Genomic DNA, 18,828 nt, shown 5'->3' with positions numbered 1-18,828 from the left:
TTGATCGCCACCACCACCGTCGCCCTGGCCTTCAGCCTGGCCATGGATGCATTTGCCGCCGCCCTGGGCAAGGGGGCCGCCCTGCGCCGTCCCCATATGGGGCATGCCCTGACCGTCGGGGCGGTTTTCGGCGCCTTCCAGATGGTGATGCCGCTGATCGGCTTTGCGCTGGGCATGGCCTTTGCCGACATCGTGGCCGCCGTCGATCACTGGATCGCCTTTGTCCTGCTGTCGGTTGTCGGCGGCCGGATGGCGTGGGAGGCATGGAAAGGTGAGGGCGAGGATGCGGATGGTGTCTCCGGCGTGACCCTGACCCTGTCGGCCCTGTTCATGGCCGGGTTCGCGACATCGGTCGACGCACTGGCCATCGGGGTGCCGCTAGCCTTCTTTGATGAGCCGATTCTGGCGTCCGCCGTGGTCATCGGCCTTGTCACGTTCGGCCTGTCCACCATCGGCGTCCTGCTGGGCCGGGCCGTGGGGCCGCTGCTGGGTCGCTGGGCCGTGGGCATTGGCGGGGCAGGGCTGGTGCTGCTGGGAACCAAGATCCTGGTGCAGCATCTGGGGGCGTGATCGCCCCCCCCCTTCGCCTCAATCGGCCAGTTCCGCCCGGATGGCCAGCATCCGGTCCAGATTGTCGATGAACAGCCGGGTCAGATCCGGGTCCAGATGGGCGCCCGCGATCTCCCGCATATAGGTGACGACATCGTCCACGGCCCAGGCGCGCTTATAGGGCCGGGGCGACAGAAGCGCGTCGAAAACATCGCATATGGCGACGATGCGGCCGCTGACCGGAATGTCGGTGCCGGCCAGCCCGTTGGGATAGCCGCTTCCATCCCATCTCTCATGATGGGTTCCGGCAATCTCCGATGCCAGGTCCAGCAGGGGCAAGCCGCTGCCGGCCAGCAATTGCTGACCGATGCGGGCATGCCCCTTCATGATGGCCCATTCATCTTCGTCCAGCTTGCCCGGTTTCAGCAGCACACGGTCGGGGATGCCGATCTTGCCGATGTCATGCAGGGGGGCGGCCGAGGCGATCTTTGCCGACAGGGGGGGCGGCAACTTGGCAAGGCTGGCCAGGAGACCGGCCATGCGGCCGATGCGGGTGACATGCTGGCCTGTATCCTCGTCCCGGAACTCTCCGGCCGAACAAAGGCGCGTGATGATTTCTGCCCGCGTGCGCTCCAGCTCCGCCGTGCGCTGCTTGACCAGTCGCTCAAGAAGCTCGGTCTGCTGGCGCTGCGCCTTGTTCAGGAGATGCAGTTCCAGAAGGTTGCGCGAGCGTGCCTCCAACTCCCAAAAGGCATAGGGTTTGGTGACATAATCACGGGCCCCCGCCTCCAGCGCGCGTCGGCGTGAGGCGTCGTCATTCTGGGCCGTGACGACCAGCACGGGCGGCATATCGGCGTCCAGCAGGCTCCGTAACCGACCGATGAAACCCGGACCGTCCAGACCCGGCATGCGGTAATCCAGCAGCACCAGATCGGGCAACTGCCTTTCGGCCATTGCCAACCCTTCGAACGGGTCGGTGGTGGAACTGACATTCTCAAAGCCTGCCAGTTCCAGCATGCCCAGCAGCAGTTCCACATTGGCCGGCAGGTCGTCAACCACCAGAATATGGGCGTGCCGCTGCTGTTCTTCCATGGTCATGGCGGAATTCGTCATGCTCACGCCGCCCTTCCGGTCAGCGCCTCGTCTACGGCAGCCAGGAATTCCGGTACACGCAACGGTTTGGTCAGGTAGCGGTGGAAGCCAGCGGCCTTGCCGCGTTCAACTTCGCGCGGCAGGGCGTTGGCCGACAGGGCCAGGGCCGGAATGGGCGCCGTCGCCGGATCGGCCCGCAGCCGGGCCAGAACCTCGAACCCATCCATGCCGGGCAGGTTGATATCCAGAATGATGATGTCTGGCAGGTGGGTGCGGGCCAGTTGCAACCCGGAGCCCGGATCGGCCGCCACCAGCAGGCGGAAGCCCCCCAGGCTGTCGATCAGATCGCGCATAAGCTGAATGTTGGCCGGGTTGTCCTCCACATACAGCATGGTGCGGTCGGCGGATTGCGCCCCGTCCCTTTGCGGTGTGGCGGTACGCACCATGTCGAGTGACACGGCGGGAGCGGCGGCTTGAAGGTCGAACTGGAACCGGCTGCCCCTTCCTTCGGTGCTGTCCACCGTGATGCAGCCGCCCATGGCCTGGACAAGCCGCTGGCAAATGGTCAGGCCGATGCCTGTTCCTTCCACCGCGCCATGTTCGCGTCCAAGGCGGTTGAATGGCTGGAACAACTGGTCGATCCGGTCAGCGGGGATGCCAAGGCCAGTGTCGGATACGGATAGCGTAACGCGCCCGTCCGGCCCCGGCTTGGCCGACAGGGTGACCCTGCCGCCCGAGCGATTGTATTTGATGGCGTTGCTGACCAGATTGCTCAGCACCTGCACCAGCCGCGTCCGGTCGGCGACAACACTGGTTCCCCCCGCCGCGATGTCCAGCACCAGGATGATGTTGGCGCCATCAGCCACGGGCTGCATGTGGCTGGCCACATCGCGGATCACGGATGCCGCGTCCACAGGTTCCAGCGACAGGGAGAGACGCCCCGCTTCCACCTTTGCCAGGTCAAGCACTTCGTCGATCAGGCGCAGCAGATGTGTCCCGGCCTTTTCGATCTGTGTGGCGGCGCGCTCCTGCTTGGTGGTCAGGGGCTCCTTGGCGCGGTTGTAGAGCAGTAATTGTGCAAAGCCCATGATGGAATTCAGTGGCGTGCGCAGCTCATGGCTCATGCTGGCCAGGAAATCGGATTTCGCCTGGCTTGCCGCTTCCGCGCGGGCGCGGGCTTCCTCCAGGTCGACGGTCCGCTCCGCCACCCGCTGTTCCAGCGCTAGTTTGGACTGTTCAAGCTCCGCCTCCATGCGGCGGCGGGCCTGCATCTCCTCCCCCAATGCCTGGAAGGAACGTCGCAACTGGTCCGCCTCCCGCGCGGCGGCGGCCGAAATACGACGGTCGGCGATGCCTGCAACCAGCGCCAGGACCAGCAGCCCATAGGTTGCGGCGGCAACGGCGGCGGCCAGAATGGTGCGGGGGATGCCTTCATGCACCCCCGCCACGGTGGGGTCCAGGGTTACGACCAGCGCGCCCATGCCGGTATAGTGCATGCCGCAGATGGCGATCCCCATCACAAGCGCGGCCAGGACGCGCAAACCAAAACGCTGGGGCGTCAATGCCAACCACAGGGCAACCGTGGCCGCCACCAGCGCGATCAACACCGACAGGCTGAAAAGGCCGGGCTTGTAACCGATGCGGCCGGGAAGCATGAGGGCGGCCATCCCGGTATAGTGCATGACCACAACGCCCATACCCACGATCACCCCGGCCGCCAGTAGCCGGAGCGGGCTGATACCGCGCCCCACCAGCCACAGCCCCACGGCAACCACCAGAATGGGAACGGCCAGGGACAGCGCCGTCAGACCGGCATGGAAGGCGAAAGGCGCTTCCAACTGAAATGCCAGCATGCCCAGGAAATGCATGGCCCAGATACCGCCGCCCAAGGCAACGGAAGCGGCACCGTGCCAGGCCCACCGTAAATTGCCATCTGCATGTCTAAGCCGCTCGGCCATGTCGAGCGCGACATAGGACGCAAAGGCTGCGGTCAGGTAGGAGAGTATGACCAGCCAAGCATCATGACCGGTTGCAGCACCATCTGAGCTGGTGAAGCACAATCCAAGAATTTCCATACGCGTTCCGATTCCTGGAGCGGTCCTGAGACGAAAGGATTATCGGAATCGTTCGGCGTCGGAAAGATTAAAAGCAACGATGAATTACGTCATACGCCTTTAGTTGTGGAGGGTTCTGACGGGCCGGTTAACGCCAATGTTGCCGGCCCGCATCTATCCCAATGCACATCTGTGTGCCCACACATCGCAGCGTATTCTCAGGTTCCGGGGTGGCCGAGGGCTGCCCTCTGCGGGATTATGGGCGTTATGCGGTTGCCGTCGTTGTCGTTGCGGGGAAGGTTGGGCCTGCTGCTGGCATTGGTGATCCTTGCCGTGTCGGTTCTACTGGTGATGGAAAACCGTTCACGTCGCATGGAAGCCGAGACCCAGGCCTTGGCCCGCGCCCAGGATATTGCCCATGTCGCGGCAAGCCAGCAAGCCGATCTGATGGCGAATCTGCAAAGGCTGGTGGCTATCGCGGCGACGCGTGTGTACCCCCGTACGGGGGCGGATTGCAGCGATGATTTGCGGATGCTGAAGGGGACCCAGCCTTGGGTTTCCAATATCTTCATCGCACGGCCCGATGGAAAGATCGCCTGTTCCACCGCACCTGACGATGAGATGATCAATCTGGCCGATCGCGACTATTTCCGGCAGGTTCTGGCCACGGGGCGACCGGCGATCAGCGGTTATCTCCATTCCCGCGCCACGGGTCGGCCGATCATGGTCTATGCGCGGCCGATCTTTGCCGAGAACCGGACCGTCGTTGGCGTAGCCCTGGCGGGTCTGTCGCTGGACTGGCTGGATGGTATTGCCGGGCGGTTGCTGGAGGTGGCGCCGGGTGCCACGCTGATTGCCGTCCATGGCGATGGGACCGTCATTACGCGGTATCCGGCGGCGGCTGGTGTCAACGGCCAGAACATGGCGCATATACCCTTCATTCGGACCGCACTGGACCAGCATACCGGTTCCTGGGTCGGGCCCGGCTTCGACAAGGTCGAACGGTTGATGGGTTTTGTGCCGTTGGGCGATGGTGACGTGCGTATCATCGTTTCCTATCCGCGCGCCGACATCCTGGCGGCGGCCACCACCGAATTCCATCGCAATATCGGCATGCTGCTGGCGGTGTCGTTCCTGGCCATGATGGTCATCTATTTCTGTATCGCACGCAGCGTGCTGGGCCCGTTGAACCACCTGATCGCCACCGTTCGGCGCCTGGGTCGGGGGGAGTTGGGATTGCGGGCCGCCTCCGCGCGGGGGGAAATCGGCGTTCTGGCCGATGCCATCAATGATATGGCGGCCAACCTGCAACGTCAGGCCGCCGAACTGGCCACGCGCGACGCGCAATACCGGCTTCTTTCGGAACAGGGAAGCGATGTGGTGGCGTTGCATGCGCTTGACGGCACCTTTCTTTATGTGTCGCCGACATCTGCCTGGATGCTGGGCCAGGCGCCGGAACAACTGGTCGGCGGCGCGCCGCAGGACAGGGTTCATCCCGATGATCTGCCCGTGATGGACCGGATATTGCCAATGCTGCTGGCCGGGATGCCCTGCGCGCCGGTTACCTATCGTCTGCGCCATGGCGATGGTCGCTGGATCTGGGTGGAAACGGCCTTCGCGCTGGCGGCCGATGCGCTGGCCGGACAGCGCATCGTGTCGGCCACCCGTGACGTGGGCGACCGCGTGGCCCAGGAACAGGAACTGCGCGCGGCGCGTGACCGGTTGGGCGAACAGGCCGACAGTCTGCAGGCCCTGGCCGCCGATCTGGATCGGGCCCGCCGCGTCGCCGAGGCGGCCGCCAGTGCAGCCGAAGCGGCGCGCGGTGAAGCGGAAAGGGCCAACCAGGCCAAATCCGAATTTCTGGCCAATATGAGCCACGAGGTGCGCACGCCGATGAATGGCATCATCGGCATGACGGGTCTGTTGCTGGATACCCCGCTTTCCCAGGAACAGCGTGGGTTTGCCGAAACGATCCGGGAAAGCGCCGACGCCTTGCTGTTCGTGATCAACGACATTCTTGATGTCTCCAAGCTTGAGGCGGGCAAGCTGGAGCTGGACCAGATCGATTTCGATCTGGAAGAGATCATGGATGGGGTTGTGGCCTTGCTGGCCCCCCGCGCCCGGCAAAAGAGTGTGGCGCTGATCGCCGACATCCAGCCGGAGGCGGCGCGCGCCTATCGCGGTGATCCGGCGCGCCTTCGCCAGATATTGCTGAATCTGGTGGGCAATGCCGTCAAATTCACCGAGGAGGGACGGATTTCCATCGGTGTACGGACCGTGGAGGACGGCAGGGCGACGGTGCCGGATATGGTCCGCCTTTGCTTCACCGTGACCGACACCGGTATTGGCATGGCGCCGGAACAGATTGGCCGGCTGTTCCAGAAATTCACCCAGGCCGACAATTCAATTACCCGCCGTTTTGGCGGGACGGGGCTGGGCCTTGCCATTTGCCGGCAACTTGTCGATCTGATGGGCGGGGCCATCCAGGTGGAAAGCCGGGTTGGGGAGGGGAGCTGTTTCCGGTTCGACATCGCCTTGCCGGTCGCCATCGCGCCGCCGCCCAGCCGTCAGAACATCCTGGAACGGCTGAGCGGGCTGCCGGTCCTGCTTGTCGATGACGTCGAAACCGACCGGCGTATCCTGACGCGACAATTGGAAAGGCTTGGGCTGCGGGTGACGGCCGTCAACGGTGCCGCGGCCGCCCTTGCCGAACTGGAGAGATGCCTGCGCGAGGGGTGTTGCCCGACCGTCGCATTGATCGATCATGCCATGCCGGGCATGTCCGGCGACATCCTGGCCAACTGGTTGCGCGGTCATCCCAGCTTCGCGGGGCTCAAGCTGGTGCTGGTTTCCTCGACCGGCGGTCTGGATGCACAGCATCCGGCGGCGGACTTGTTTGATGCCGTAATCGGCAAGCCGGCACGACAAGCCGATCTGCGCGACGTTCTGGGCCGGATGTTTGCGCCCGGCGGCGGCGACGATTGCACCTTTGTCGAACCGATGACGACGGGACAGGGCAAGGGCCACCGGGTGCTGGTGGTTGACGATAACGGGGTCAATCAGAATGTCGCGCGCTTGATCCTGGAACGCGACGGTTATTCGGTCGATCTTGTCGATGACGGCATGAGTGCCATCGCTGCCGCCGAGGCTGTCCGCTACGATCTGATCCTGATGGATGTGCAGATGCCGGGCATGGATGGCATCGAGGCGACGCGCCTGATCCGGATACAGGAAAGCCAGACCGCCAGGAACCGGGCCGCGATCATCGCCATGACGGCCAATGCCATGGTCGGCATGCGTGAAACCTATCTGCAGGCCGGCATGGATGATTATCTGTCCAAACCCTATGAACCGAAAGCCCTGCTGCAGGCGGCGGCGCGCTGGACCGGCGCCCGCACCGATGCCGCTGCCACGTGCAACACCGATGCAAGCTTAGTTGTGGAACCCGATATGGAAATTAATGAACTGCCCGTTCTGGACAGCAGTGTCATCGCCAGCCTCCGGACCTTTACCGACGGCCCGGAATTCGCCGAACTGATGACGCGCTTCATTGCCACCGGTCGGGAGCGTTCTGACCGGATGGCCACCCTGCTTCGGGAAGAGGCATGGGATCAGCTTCGGCGCGAGGCGCATTCCATGATCGCCCTGGCCGGCAATCTGGGGCTGCGGCAGGTCCAACATCTGGCCTCCCGGATCGAAATCAGCCTGATGGATGGCGACCAGCCGGCAGCGGCAGCGCTGTCGACACGCCTGGCCGCCGTGTCGCCGGATGCCTGGCGTAGGGTGGAGACCCATCTGGCTGGCATGGCGGACGGCACGGCCTGACCAGACCGGTCAGCGGTTGCCGATCCGGGCCAGCCGCGCCGTCACCTGATCCAGAAGCCCCTGCCAATCATTGATCGCTGGTTGACGCAACAATGCCATGGAACCATACCAGGGTGTCTCCTCCACCAAGGCGGTACCCCAACGCCAATCGGCATGGCGGCGAAGCAGCGTCCATACCGGCACCCCCAACGCCCCCGCCAGATGACATGGCGCACTGTCGACACTGATCACCAGATCCATCTCCTCCATCAAGGCTGCGGTTACCTCGAACCCGTCGTCCTCGATGACCGGGAAATACAGGTTCGGTGGCGCCGGCACGTCTGCCAGCGGCAGCATCGAAGGCGGGGAAAGGGCATGGAAGTCGATATGGGGTGAGCGTTCTATGAACTGCACGGCCAGATCCGGCGACAAGGAGCGCAGATCATCGTCGGGATGCTTGGCAGCCCCTCTCCATGAAATGCCCACCGCCGGCCGTGAAGAGGAGCGCCGCCGGCTACGGTCCGCAAAATGTGCAGCCGACAGATAACCAAACCGAGAAGGAACCGTGTCCGGCCGTTCCCCCAACAGATGCAGGATGGACATGTACATCAGGTGACGGCTATCGCTGGTCAATGGCACGTTTGCCGCCGGTATGATCCGCAAATTCGGCACATGTGCAAAACTGGTGCTAAGAAGCGAGACCAGCGGCTTTTGCACCATGGCCGTGACGCTGCGCACCCGCCGGGCCAGGATGGGCAGATAGCGGGCCATCATGATGATATCGCCGCTGCCCTGCTCCATTCCGATGACCAGATCGACCTGCTCGTCGGTTGCCGGATTCCACTGCGGAACAGCGGAAAGGTAGGTGTGGACGCTTCGTGTATCGCCGTCCACATGGGGCCAGCGATGTTCATAAAGCGGCAATCCCTCTTCCCAACGACCCAGGGTCATCAGTGTGGTGGCCATGTTCAGTGTATTGTCGATATGGCCCAGTCCACGCTGTGCAGCGCATCGACGCATGCAGTCCAGCGCTTCCTCCAGCCGGCCCATCTGCATCAGGCTAACGCCCTGCACTGCCAAGGTCTCCGCGTCCCCGGCGTCGCGAAGCAGCAACTGCTCCAGGATGGCCAGCGCCTTCGGCAGGTCGCGGACCCGCATATATCCCCGCGCGATATTCCGCAGCAGGGCGGGCAGGTCACCGATGTGCCGTCGCACCTGTTCCCAATCGGCGATGGCGCTGTGCCAGTCATTCAGTTTGGACGCTGCCACCGCACGATCCAGCAATGCCTGCGCGTCGGCCGGGTTCTGTTTCAGCAACGCCGTGGTTCTGTTCAGTTCGGCGTTCCAATCTGGTTCATCGACCATCTTTTCCACCGGCCTTTGTCCAACGGTGCGGATAGGGGGCGAAAACTGGCACAGGCGCTGGTCCGCGCCAATCGGAATCGGCCAAAGAAAAAGGGCGTCCCCATGACGGGGACGCCCTTTCTCCGTAAAAGACCCGGCGAACCGGGAACCAAGAGCGATTAGCGCTTGGAGAACTGGAAGCTGCGGCGGGCCTTGGCCTTACCGTACTTCTTACGCTCGACAACGCGCGAATCGCGGGTCAGCAGACCAGCGGCCTTCAGCGGCGGACGCAGGCCCGGCTCGAAGTAGGTCAGGGCCTTGGAGATGCCGTGACGCAGCGCACCAGCCTGGCCCGACAGACCACCACCGGACACGGTGGCGACGATGTCGAACTGCTCGATACGGCTGGTGATCTGGAACGGCTGGTTGATCATCATGCGCAGCACGGGGCGGGCGAAATAAACCGCCAGCTCGCGACCGTTCACGGTGATCTTGCCGGTGCCGGGCTTCACCCAGACGCGGGCGACGGCGTTCTTGCGCTTGCCGGTGGCATAGGCGCGGCCGAAAGCGTCGAGCTTGGGCTCGGCCGGAGCGGCCGGGGCAGCGGCGACGGAGGCGGCGGCAGCGCCAGCCTTCAGGTCAGCGAGGCTGTTGATCGTGGCCATTTATCAGGCGCTCCGCTTGTTCTTGGCGTTCTTGGCGGCGAGGTCCAGCACCACCGGCGACTGGGCGGCGTGCGGATGCTCGGCACCGGCGTAAACGCGCAGGTTGCCCATCTGACGGCGGCCCAGCGGGCTGCGCTTGATCATGCGCTCAACGGCCTTGATGATGACGCGCTCGGGGAAGCGGCCATCCAGGATCTGACCGGCCGAACGGCCCTTGATGCCGCCCGGAAAACCGGTGTGCCAGTAGAACATGGCGTCCTGGCGCTTGTTGCCGGTCAGGGCGACCTTCTCGGCATTGATAACGATGACATTGTCACCGCAATCCAGGAACGGGGTATAGGTGGGCTTGGTCTTGCCGCGCAGGATCAGGGCGATCTGGCTGGCGAGACGACCCAGGACAACGCCTTCCGCATCGATCAGAATCCAGTTCTTCTCGATCTCGGACGGCTTCAGGTTAAAGGTCTTCATCAGAGCACTCGGGCTTATACGGATGAAGGCGCCAACCACCGGGCTGGCACCGAAGCGGATGGTGGTGTACGGCCAATCCCGCATGATCGCAAGCAGAAAATGCAGCACGAACAATGGTCTGCAAAACGGTATTATAATACCATTGTCAGAAACCCATTGATTCTATTGAATAATCCGCGGGTCGTTTGCGACGGTGGACACGGTTCGGCAGCGGCATGTGTCCGTGACATGGATCCGTTGCGCGGGAACAAGCGGGCCTATCCCGTCGTTTCACCATTATCGGCCACTTCCGATGGAGAAGGATCATGTCAATCGCTTTCGCAAAGACGGGCATCGCTGCTGTGGCGCTCGTCGCACTGCTGTCCGGCTGCGGCAGCAACATGGAGCAAAGGGTGGGCAGTGGCGCCCTGATCGGTGCCGGCACCGGTGCCGTGTTGGGTGGCAGCGTGGGCAGTGCCGCTGTCGGTGCCCTGGCCGGCGCTGGCACCGGTGCTGTGGTGAACGAGGTCCAGAAGGACAAGAAGAAGCCCAAGCGTCGCCCTTAACCGGAGGGTATGGCGTAAGTCCCTGTGGCATGGGCCACGGGGACCGGATCGTCGATCGACCGGATCAGAATCTCGCCATAGGCCAGCCGCTTGCCGGGTTTCAAGATGCGCGCCTCAGCCCGCAGCGGGCGAAGAGGCGGCTTGCGCAGGAAATGGATGTTCATGTCGCTGGTGACGGCCAGCGGCACTTCCCCGATCTGGCTCAGCACCGCCCCATAAAGGGCCAGGTCGGCCAGGGCAAACATGGTGGGGCCGGCAATGGTCCCGCCGGCACGGCTGGTCAGCTCGGTCGCCTTCACCTGCATGACGCACCGTCCCCAGCCCATCTCCAGCACGGTGAAGCCGCCGGCCCGCACCTGTGGCATATGGTCGTCCAGCAAGCGGATGAAGTCCGCGACGCCGAGCGCGGGTGACTTTTCCTGATCGTGCATGACACCTCCACCTTATTGTCTGCTGATCCTATGCGGCGCCCCGCTTCATGGCAGCCCCGATTCTGGGCCGGGTGTGAAGAGGCTTGCGGCAGGCCCATCTGATCGGGACATTTATTGGAAATGATAGCGGGGAGAGCCTGTCGTGAACCATGACCGTTACAGTGACGACCTGATTCGCCATGTGCTGGACAGCGCCAAGACGATTGCCGTTGTGGGCGCCACGGCCGATCCGGCCAAGCCCAGCTTTTATGTGATGAAATATCTGGCGGACCGTGGGCATCGCGTGATCCCGGTCAATCCGGCCCTGGCGGGGCAGGAAGTGCTGGGGCAGACTGCCTATGCCAGCCTTGCCGACCTGCCGGAGCGCCCTGACATGGTCGATATCTTCCGCCGGCCGGACGCGGCGGGCCAGGTGGCGGTGGATGCGGCGACGCGCGGCATTCCCTTTATATGGATGCAACTTGGCATCCGGAATGATGAGGCGGCGGCCAAGGCCGAAGCCCTGGGCAGTACCGTCATCATGGACCGCTGCCCCATGATCGAGGTTCCCCGCCTTTATCCGCGGTAGAATATCGCCCACACACCCAGGGAGATGGCGCCAAAAAGAAATGCGATCACATAGGTCTTCACGGGCACCGGGACTTTTTCGTCCTGGGCCCGTCCGGGCGCCGTCTTTGCCTTGGGCGGGGTTTTGGGCTTGGCGCGTTCGCTGCCGGCGACAAGGGTCGGTTTCGGCCTGTCGCCTTTGCGCGGGTCGTGCAATTCGATCAGGCGCCAGTCGAAATCAGCCAGGGCCTCGTTGCTGACAAAATCCACCTGGATCAGACGAACGGGACCGGCCCCATGCAGGCCGATGGCATTGCGAAATTCCTGCTTGCCTTCATTCAGGTTGTCGACCAGGGAAAGGGTTTCCCACTTGGCCCCCTTTGGCCGCTGTACCGCGTATTTCCGTTCCGCCACGAGACGCCGCCCCTTACTCACCAGCCTGCAACAGGGCGCCGCGCTGCCTGGCACCGCGAAACGCCCCCAGGAAATATAAGGAAGCAAGGGTCAGATAGAAAAGGTTCAGTGCAACGGCCCAACCAAGGCGCGACCACACAAGCTGCCCGTGGAACAGGACGTCACGCATGCCCTCGAACACATGGGTGGAGGGCAGGGCGACGGAGATGTACTGAACGAAGGGAGGCAGGGAGGAAAGCGGATAATAGACGGCCGAAAACGGGGCCAGCACAAATACCGCCATCCAGCACAGCGACTCCGCGCCCAGCCCATGGCGCAGGATCATGCCCGATGTCAGCAGGCCGACCGTCACACCCAACATCATCAGGTTGGCGAAGAATCCGGCCAGCGGCAGACCCAGTTCAAAGATGGAGACATCGAAAAAGACCATGGACAGCAGCACGGGCGGCACCAGACCCAGCAGCACCCGGATAAAACCCATGACGACCAGCGACAGGACCCATTCCCAGGGGCGCAGCGGGCTGACGAACAGGTTGCCCAGATTGCGGGACCAGAGTTCCTCCAGGAAGGTGATGCTCATCCCGATCTGGGTGCGCACCAGCACCTCCCACAGCAGCACGGCAGAGATCAGCACACCGGCCGCCCCCGCCAGCAGCGAGGTCTGGCCACGCAGGAACTGGGACATGAATCCCCAGATCATGAGCTGAACCGTGGGCCAGTAGCAAAGCTCCAGGATACGCGGCCAGCTTTGCCGGATCAGGAACCAGTGGCGCATGACCATGGCCATGATGCGCCGGGGCGACCCGCCGAGGAAGCCGGGGCCGGCGGGACCATGATCTGAACGGGGCGTCGATGTCTGCATTGCGGGCGGAGATTAACGCACTGCCGTCAAACGCGAAACCCCCGCCGGTTGCCCGGCGGGGGTCTGCTGATCATTGCCGATGGCGTCGGCCCGTTTCCGGGCCTGATGCATCAGACGCTGTAATACATCTTGTATTCGATCGGGTGCGGCGAGGTTTCGAACGCCAGCACTTCCTGCATCTTCAGCTCGATGAAGCTGTCGATCATGTCGTCGGTGAAGACGTCGCCCTTCTTCAGGAAGTCGCGGTCGGCCGACAGGTTCTCCAAGGCTTCGCGCAGGCTGCGGCAAACCGTCGGGATTTCCTTCAGTTCATCCGGCGGCAGATCGTACAGGTTCTTGTCCATCGCCTCGCCCGGATGGATCTTGTTCTGGATACCATCCAGACCGGCCATCAGCATGGCGGCGAACGCCAGATAAGGGTTTGCACCCGGATCGGGGAAGCGGACCTCGACGCGCTTGCCCTTGGGGCTCGACACGTGCGGAATACGGCAGGAAGCCGAACGGTTGCGGCTGGAATAGGCCAGCAGTACCGGCGCCTCATAGCCCGGGACCAGACGCTTGTAGCTGTTGGTCAACGGGTTGGTGAAGGCGTTCAGGGCGCGGGCATGCTTGATGATGCCGCCGATATAGAACAGCGCCATCTCCGACAGGTCGGCATACTGGTTGCCGGCAAACAGCGGCTTGCCGTCCTTCCAGATCGACTGGTGGCAATGCATGCCAGAGCCATTGTCACCGAACACCGGCTTGGGCATGAAGGTCGCGGTCTTGCCGTACTGATGGGCCACATTGTGGACCACGTACTTGAAGAGCTGCATGCCGTCGGCCATCTTGACCAGCGTGCCGAACTTCACGCCCAGTTCATGCTGCGAGGCGGCCACTTCGTGGTGGTGCTTCTCCACCTCGACGCCCATGTCGCCCAGAACGGTCAGCATCTCGGCGCGCAGGTCCTGGGCGCTGTCGATCGGGGCCACCGGGAAGTAGCCGCCCTTGACGCCCGGACGGTGCGCCAGATTGCCGCCCTCATAGGAACGGCCGGAATTGTACGGGCCTTCCTCGCTGTCGAACTCGTACATCACCTTGTTCATCGAGACTTCGAACTTGACGTCGTCGAACACGAAGAACTCGGCTTCCGGACCGAAGAAGGCGGTGTCGCCGATGCCGGCCGAGGCCATGTACTTTTCGGCGGCCTTGGCGATGGAACGCGGGTCGCGGCTGTAGGGCTGGCGGGTCGACGGCTCCAGCACGTCGCACAGGACGGTCAGCAGCGGCTGGGCCGAGAACGGATCCATGACAGCCGTAGACAGGTCCGGCAACAGGGTCATGTCGGACTCGTTGATGGCCTTCCAACCGTCGATCGAGGAGCCGTCGAACATCACACCGTCGGTCAGCAGGTCCTCGTCGACCGTGGACAGGTGCTGGGAGACGTGGTGAACCTTCCCCTTGATATCGGTGAAGCGGAAATCGACATACTTGACGTCGTTTTCCTTGATCAGCTCGAAGAATTTGGCCAGATCAGACATAGCCTCTGCTTCCGTGGTTTGAGGTTTGTCGCAGGTACCGGTCCCGGGGTGGGGGCCGCCGACGGTGGCGTTACCCCATCCCTGAACCATTTGAAAGAAAATTCTGTAGGCTGTTCGCGGGCGGTCCGGATGTTGCGGAAATGCCCGAAAAAGCGTCAGATGGCGTCGGGGCCACGCTCGCCGGTGCGGATGCGGATCACCTCCTCCACCGGGGTCACGAAGATCTTGCCGTCGCCGATACGGCCCGTGTGGGCCGCCTGCTGGATGGCCTCGACGGCGCGTTCCACCAGGGTATCGTCCATGACGACCTCGATCTTCACCTTGGGCAGGAAGTCGACGACATATTCGGCCCCCCGGTAAAGTTCGGTATGCCCTTTCTGGCGGCCGAAGCCCTTGGCTTCGGTCACGGTGATGCCCTTGATCCCCACTTCGTGGAGGGCTTCCTTCACCTCGTCCAGCTTGAAGGGCTTGATGATCGCTTCAATCTTCTTCATCGCGTCCCGCAGCTCCACATTTCGGCGCCCGGCCGGCTGTTGCCAACCCGACCGAGGGCGACCACCTTATAAGCATGCCCCATGCCAGTCGCGCTGATCACGGGATCGCGTGCATTTGATCATGTTTTACGGGTGCATCGATTAAATAATGTGCAGTGAACTGCCCATATAACGGGCTTGTGGCAAAAAAACTGCGCATTAACCAAGCTAAGCGCCTGCGTTGGCGGCATTTTCCTGCTTCTTAATATGGCGACGTGCAAGCAACGCGGGGCTGCGATTTTTTATCAAAGGAATGCTTGACGTCTGACGGAAGGGTGTAGCATAAGGCGCCCCACGGCGGCGGTGGTAGCTCAGTTGGTAGAGCTCTCGGTTGTGGTCCGAGTGGTCGCGGGTTCGAGTCCCGTCCATCGCCCCATTTTCCCTTCGGGTCCTTGTGCCCGGGGAATTGAAAACAGGCTGCCTCCGGGCGGCCTTTTTCGTTTCTGGCTCCTGGCGCATGGGCGCAAAATGGACCCCGCGACTGGGCAGACGGGGTGACGATGGCCGACGAAATCCTGACCGTAAGCCAGATGTATGCCGCCGACCGTGCGGCCATGGCTGGTGGCATTTCCGGACAATCGCTGATGGAGCGGGCCGGTATGGTGGTGGCGCGGGAGGTGATGCGCCTGTCCGGGGGGCATCCGCTTCCCGTGGCCGTGCTGTGCGGTCCCGGCAATAATGGCGGTGACGGCTTCGTCGCAGCGCGACATCTGGCCGCTGCCGGGTGGCCGGTCCGGGTCCGGCTGCTGGGCGATCCTGCCGGTTTGCGCGGGGATGCGGCCTGGGCGGCGGGCACCTGGCGCGGGCCGGTGGGGCCGGCCAGTCCCGATCTGCTGTCTGGGGCGCCCCTGGTGGTGGATGCCCTGTTCGGCGCCGGATTGAACCGGCCGCTGCAAGGTGCCGCCCTGGCGCTGGTCCAGGCCATGAACGGGGATGGCCGCCGCATCCTGTCCGTGGATGTGCCAAGCGGTGTGTCGGGTGATGACGGGGCGGTTCTGGGGGCGGCGCCTGTCGCGGATGTCACCGTCAGCTTTTTTCGCGCGAAGCCTGCCCATTTCCTTTATCCGGCCCGTGGTCACTGCGGCAGGCTTGTCATTGCCGATATCGGCATTCCTGAAACCGTGCTGGACATGATCGCGCCAGGGATCATGGCGAACAGCCCCGGCATCTGGCGCGATCGGTTTCCCCGCCCGGCCGCCGATGGCCATAAATATCGGCGTGGTCATGCCCTGATTCTGGGTGGGACGGCGATGACGGGGGCGGCCCGGCTGGCGGCACGGGCGGCGCTGCGCCTGGGTGCGGGACTGGTGACGCTGGCCTGCGAGCCGTCGGCGCATCTGGTCTACAGCCTGTCCATGCCCAGCCTGATCGTGCATCCGGTGGCGGACGCGACGGGATTCGCCGGGTTGCTGGCCGATCCGCGCCGCAATGCCGTGCTGCTGGGGCCTGGCGGTGGTGTGGGGACGCTGTTGCGCGATGCGACCCTGGCGGCCCTGTCGGCGGGGCGCACCGGTGTTCTGGACGCCGACATATTCAGTGTCTTTGCCGGGAACCTTGCCGGCTTGTGTCAGGCCGGGCTGGATCGGCGCTGGGTTCTGACCCCGCATGAGGGGGAATTTGTCCGGCTGTTTGGCAATCTGCCGGGGTCGCGCCTTGACCGGGCGCGGTATGCCGCAGCGGAGTCGGGCGCCATCATTCTCTTGAAGGGTCCCGATACGGTGATCGCTCATCCCGACGGCAGGGTGCGGGTGAACCATAATGCACCGCCCGATCTGGCGACAGCCGGCAGCGGCGATGTGCTTGCCGGTCTGATCCTGGCGCTGCTGACCCAGGGGATGGACCCGTTCGATGCTGCCAGCGCCGGTGCCTGGCTGCATGGTGCCGCGGGCTTGCGATGCGGGCGTGGGCTGATCGCGGAGGATCTGCCGGAAGCGATCCCCGCCGTGCTGAACGAGTATTATCTTTAAAAAACAATATGTTGGGATTGCGGCTGTATAGGTGGTCCGTCTGAACCGGCTTGGGTGCGTTTCGTTGTTGGCAACCGGGGGAGTGCTCGGGGGCTGGTTCAGGCTTGCGTGAATGATGTCCTAATCGTCGCGTCGGTATCCCGCGTAATCCCGGCGATTTGCCTAAAATACAGGCTAATTTCTGGGAAGATAATCGCAGAAAGCCATTTCAAGCCGTTGCGTGACCATAGTGAATGCATTAACCTGCCTTCATCGGAAAAGCGGTACCACTTTTGGGAAACGGTCCATCAATAAGGGGTGGCAACCGACAGGAACCGAAATGGGGGGCGTTGCGATGAGCGTTTCGTTGTTCAAGCGTTCCAAACCTGTTGCGGCACCTGTTCCGGGTGCCGTCTATCAGCGCGTCATCTTCAACACTGTGGAAACGGCCCGGGTGCTGTGCATCACTCAGGATGGATTTCCGCTTCCCCACGTGCGTTATGTGGCGCGCAACGATGTGGTGGACGGTCCGGACCCGCATGGTCTTCGCCGTGACAAAGGGGCGGTGCGCACCTTGTCAGTCGACAGTTTTACCCGACTGTTCGGAAATCCCCGCGCAGGCTGATCGTTTCACCTGAGACGGATTTACTGGTATAAGGCGGTGCATGGCCTTTGCCCTCCGTCCGGATTCGACCATGCCTGACCATTCCGCCCTTTCGACCTCCGCCACCGTCAGCGACCGTCGGCTGGCGCATCTGCGTGCGCTTGAGAAGAAAGCCCTGTGGCTGTCGACATGGATGATCCACAACGCCAACCATCTCCGCCACTCGCGCGATGGGCTGAAGGTGGGGGGGCATCAGGCGTCCAGCGCCTCTATGGTCAGCCTGATGACGGCCCTGTTCTTCGACGTGCTGCGCCCGCAGGACCGGGTGGCCGTGAAGCCGCATGCCAGCCCCGTCTTTCATGCCATCCAATATCTGATGGGGCGGCAGACACAGGACAAGCTGGAACGGTTTCGGGCTCTGGGCGGCGCGCAATCCTATCCGTCTCGAACCAAGGACACGGATGATGTGGATTTCTCGACCGGCTCCGTTGGTCTGGGCGTGGCGGTCACGGCCTTTGCCAGCATGGTGCAGGATTATGTGCGCCTGAAAGGTCTGTCGGATCAGCCGCAGGGCCGCATGGTCGCCCTGGTCGGCGATGCCGAGATGGATGAAGGCAACGTCTTCGAGGCCATGCTGGAGGGCTGGAAGCACGATCTGCGCAATGCCTGGTGGATCATCGACTATAACCGCCAGAGTCTGGACAGCGTCGTTTCCGACAAGCTGTGGGAGCCGATCACCGGCATGTTCCGGTCGCTGGACTGGAATGTCGTCATCATGAAATATGGCCGCCTGCTGGAGGCGGCGTTCGGGGAACCGGGCGGCGACGCGCTGCGCCACTGGATCGATACCTGCCCCAACCAGCTCTACGCCGCCCTTTGTTTCAAGGGCGGCGCGGCGTGGCGTGAGGCGCTGATCCGTGATCTGGGCACCACCGGCGGCATCCGGGGCCTGCTGGACAGCCATGATGACGCCATGCTGGCGCGCTTGATGACCAATCTGGCGGGACACGACCTGCCTACCATCCTGGACACGTTTCATAATGCGGCCAATGGCCCGGATGCGGAACGGCCGGCCTGTTTCGTGGCCTATACGGTGAAGGGCATGGGATTGCCCTTCCAGGGGCATAAGGATAATCACGCCGGCCTGATGAACGCCGACCAGATCGCGGCCTTCAAGGCACAATGTGGGATCGCCGATGGCCAGGAATGGGAGAGATTCGCCGGCCTGGATGTTGATATCGACGATCTGAAGCGTTTCCTGGCGCAAGAGGTGCCCTTCACCACAACGCCGACCCGCCGCCTGTCCGCCGCGACCGTACCGGTACCGGAACGTCTGGATGTTGCGATAACGGAACGGATGAGCACGCAGGAAGGGTTCGGCAAGGTGCTGGCCGAACTGGCCAAGGGCGATACGGAACTGGCGTCGCACATCGTCACCACCAGCCCCGACG

The 18,828-nt window shown here is 63.2% G+C and carries 17 protein-coding genes and 1 tRNA gene; 8 read left to right on the top strand and 10 right to left on the bottom strand.

Features of this window, described 5'->3' with window-relative positions; genetic code table 11:
• Positions 1-570 (top strand): manganese efflux pump MntP family protein, encoded by a 570-nt coding sequence (locus KBA48_RS22235; protein WP_292910488.1) that lies wholly within the window; start codon positions 1-3, stop codon positions 568-570.
• Positions 571-588: 18 nt separating this feature from the next.
• On the opposite strand, the gene KBA48_RS22230 is transcribed toward KBA48_RS22235, so the two are convergent.
• Both KBA48_RS22230 and KBA48_RS22225 read right to left on the bottom strand, forming a co-directional pair.
• A complete protein-coding gene (locus KBA48_RS22230; protein ID WP_292910526.1) occupies positions 589-1,662 on the bottom strand; it encodes an HD domain-containing phosphohydrolase in 1,074 nt (357 codons plus the stop codon).
• Positions 1,663-1,664: 2 nt separating this feature from the next.
• A complete protein-coding gene (locus KBA48_RS22225; protein WP_292910486.1) occupies positions 1,665-3,716 on the bottom strand; it encodes an MHYT domain-containing protein in 2,052 nt (683 codons plus the stop codon).
• Positions 3,717-3,962: 246 nt separating this feature from the next.
• Between KBA48_RS22225 and KBA48_RS22220 the strand changes: the two genes are divergently transcribed.
• Positions 3,963-7,520, top strand: a complete 3,558-nt coding sequence (locus KBA48_RS22220; RefSeq protein ID WP_292910484.1) for a response regulator — start codon at positions 3,963-3,965, stop codon at positions 7,518-7,520.
• Positions 7,521-7,529: 9 nt separating this feature from the next.
• On the opposite strand, the gene KBA48_RS22215 is transcribed toward KBA48_RS22220, so the two are convergent.
• The 3 genes from KBA48_RS22215 to rplM all read right to left on the bottom strand — a co-directional run bounded on the left by KBA48_RS22215 (position 7,530) and on the right by rplM (position 9,976).
• Entirely contained in the window at positions 7,530-8,864 is a 1,335-nt protein-coding gene (locus tag KBA48_RS22215) for a tetratricopeptide repeat protein (RefSeq protein ID WP_292910482.1), read from the bottom strand.
• A gap of 158 nt (positions 8,865-9,022) precedes the next feature.
• Entirely contained in the window at positions 9,023-9,508 is a 486-nt protein-coding gene (rpsI, locus tag KBA48_RS22210; protein ID WP_292910481.1) for a 30S ribosomal protein S9, read from the bottom strand.
• A 3-nt stretch (positions 9,509-9,511) separates the two neighbouring features.
• Complete coding sequence (gene rplM, locus KBA48_RS22205; protein WP_292910480.1) at positions 9,512-9,976, bottom strand: 50S ribosomal protein L13; 465 nt, start codon at positions 9,974-9,976, stop codon at positions 9,512-9,514.
• Between the two features lie 305 nt (positions 9,977-10,281).
• Here rplM and KBA48_RS22200 point away from each other — a divergent pair, with 305 nt between their 5' ends.
• Positions 10,282-10,521: a glycine zipper domain-containing protein gene (locus KBA48_RS22200; protein ID WP_292910479.1), complete on the top strand. Its 240-nt coding sequence runs from the start codon at positions 10,282-10,284 to the stop codon at positions 10,519-10,521.
• On the opposite strand, the gene KBA48_RS22195 is transcribed toward KBA48_RS22200, so the two are convergent.
• Positions 10,518-10,952: a PaaI family thioesterase gene (locus KBA48_RS22195; protein WP_292910478.1), complete on the bottom strand. Its 435-nt coding sequence runs from the start codon at positions 10,950-10,952 to the stop codon at positions 10,518-10,520. The genes KBA48_RS22200 and KBA48_RS22195 overlap by 4 nt on opposite strands.
• A 142-nt stretch (positions 10,953-11,094) precedes the next feature.
• Here KBA48_RS22195 and KBA48_RS22190 point away from each other — a divergent pair, with 142 nt between their 5' ends.
• Positions 11,095-11,520, top strand: coding sequence for a CoA-binding protein (locus KBA48_RS22190; RefSeq protein WP_292910477.1), 426 nt, complete (start codon positions 11,095-11,097; stop codon positions 11,518-11,520).
• Here the strand turns inward: KBA48_RS22190 and KBA48_RS22185 are convergent.
• The 4 genes from KBA48_RS22185 to KBA48_RS22170 all read right to left on the bottom strand — a co-directional run bounded on the left by KBA48_RS22185 (position 11,508) and on the right by KBA48_RS22170 (position 14,788).
• Positions 11,508-11,912, bottom strand: coding sequence for a hypothetical protein (locus KBA48_RS22185; RefSeq protein ID WP_292910475.1), 405 nt, complete (start codon positions 11,910-11,912; stop codon positions 11,508-11,510). The two genes, KBA48_RS22190 and KBA48_RS22185, sit on opposite strands and share 13 nt — an antisense overlap.
• A 13-nt stretch (positions 11,913-11,925) precedes the next feature.
• A complete protein-coding gene (locus tag KBA48_RS22180) occupies positions 11,926-12,699 on the bottom strand; it encodes an ABC transporter permease (protein ID WP_292910473.1) in 774 nt (257 codons plus the stop codon).
• A 185-nt stretch (positions 12,700-12,884) separates the two neighbouring features.
• Complete coding sequence (gene glnA / locus KBA48_RS22175) at positions 12,885-14,294, bottom strand: type I glutamate--ammonia ligase (protein WP_292910471.1); 1,410 nt, start codon at positions 14,292-14,294, stop codon at positions 12,885-12,887.
• 155 nt (positions 14,295-14,449) lie between these two features.
• Complete coding sequence (locus KBA48_RS22170; RefSeq protein WP_292910469.1) at positions 14,450-14,788, bottom strand: P-II family nitrogen regulator; 339 nt, start codon at positions 14,786-14,788, stop codon at positions 14,450-14,452.
• Positions 14,789-15,127: 339 nt separating this feature from the next.
• Here KBA48_RS22170 and KBA48_RS22165 point away from each other — a divergent pair.
• From KBA48_RS22165 to KBA48_RS22150, 4 genes are all read left to right on the top strand, one after another.
• Positions 15,128-15,203: transfer RNA gene (locus KBA48_RS22165), tRNA-His, on the top strand.
• A gap of 124 nt (positions 15,204-15,327) precedes the next feature.
• Complete coding sequence (locus tag KBA48_RS22160) at positions 15,328-16,794, top strand: NAD(P)H-hydrate dehydratase (RefSeq protein WP_292910467.1); 1,467 nt, start codon at positions 15,328-15,330, stop codon at positions 16,792-16,794.
• A 334-nt stretch (positions 16,795-17,128) separates the two neighbouring features.
• Entirely contained in the window at positions 17,129-17,398 is a 270-nt protein-coding gene (locus KBA48_RS22155; protein WP_292910465.1) for a hypothetical protein, read from the top strand.
• A gap of 70 nt (positions 17,399-17,468) precedes the next feature.
• A partial coding sequence (locus KBA48_RS22150; RefSeq protein ID WP_292910463.1) for a 1-deoxy-D-xylulose-5-phosphate synthase N-terminal domain-containing protein occupies positions 17,469-18,828 on the top strand: 1,360 nt, incomplete at its 3' end.

It is taken from the genome of Niveispirillum sp., from assembly GCF_017996735.1.
In the GTDB taxonomy this organism is placed as follows: domain Bacteria; phylum Pseudomonadota; class Alphaproteobacteria; order Azospirillales; family Azospirillaceae; genus Niveispirillum.
This window is presented reverse-complemented; position numbering and strand designations above follow the sequence as displayed.

What these genes read in the sequence shown, in the direction of transcription:
- KBA48_RS22220 (WP_292910484.1), top strand. Translation starts at nt 3,963, where the DNA reads ATGCGGTTGCCGTCGTTGTCGTTGCGGGGAAGGTTGGGCCTGCTGCTG.
- KBA48_RS22195 (WP_292910478.1), bottom strand. Translation starts at nt 10,952, where the DNA reads ATGCACGATCAGGAAAAGTCACCCGCGCTCGGCGTCGCGGACTTCATC.
- KBA48_RS22180 (WP_292910473.1), bottom strand. Translation starts at nt 12,699, where the DNA reads ATGGCCATGGTCATGCGCCACTGGTTCCTGATCCGGCAAAGCTGGCCG.
- KBA48_RS22170 (WP_292910469.1), bottom strand. Translation starts at nt 14,788, where the DNA reads ATGAAGAAGATTGAAGCGATCATCAAGCCCTTCAAGCTGGACGAGGTG.
- rpsI (WP_292910481.1), bottom strand. Translation starts at nt 9,508, where the DNA reads ATGGCCACGATCAACAGCCTCGCTGACCTGAAGGCTGGCGCTGCCGCC.
- KBA48_RS22230 (WP_292910526.1), bottom strand. Translation starts at nt 1,662, where the DNA reads ATGACGAATTCCGCCATGACCATGGAAGAACAGCAGCGGCACGCCCAT.
- KBA48_RS22155 (WP_292910465.1), top strand. Translation starts at nt 17,129, where the DNA reads ATGAGCGTTTCGTTGTTCAAGCGTTCCAAACCTGTTGCGGCACCTGTT.
- KBA48_RS22225 (WP_292910486.1), bottom strand. Translation starts at nt 3,716, where the DNA reads ATGGAAATTCTTGGATTGTGCTTCACCAGCTCAGATGGTGCTGCAACC.
- KBA48_RS22200 (WP_292910479.1), top strand. Translation starts at nt 10,282, where the DNA reads ATGTCAATCGCTTTCGCAAAGACGGGCATCGCTGCTGTGGCGCTCGTC.
- rplM (WP_292910480.1), bottom strand. Translation starts at nt 9,976, where the DNA reads ATGAAGACCTTTAACCTGAAGCCGTCCGAGATCGAGAAGAACTGGATT.
- KBA48_RS22160 (WP_292910467.1), top strand. Translation starts at nt 15,328, where the DNA reads ATGGCCGACGAAATCCTGACCGTAAGCCAGATGTATGCCGCCGACCGT.
- glnA (WP_292910471.1), bottom strand. Translation starts at nt 14,294, where the DNA reads ATGTCTGATCTGGCCAAATTCTTCGAGCTGATCAAGGAAAACGACGTC.
- KBA48_RS22215 (WP_292910482.1), bottom strand. Translation starts at nt 8,864, where the DNA reads ATGGTCGATGAACCAGATTGGAACGCCGAACTGAACAGAACCACGGCG.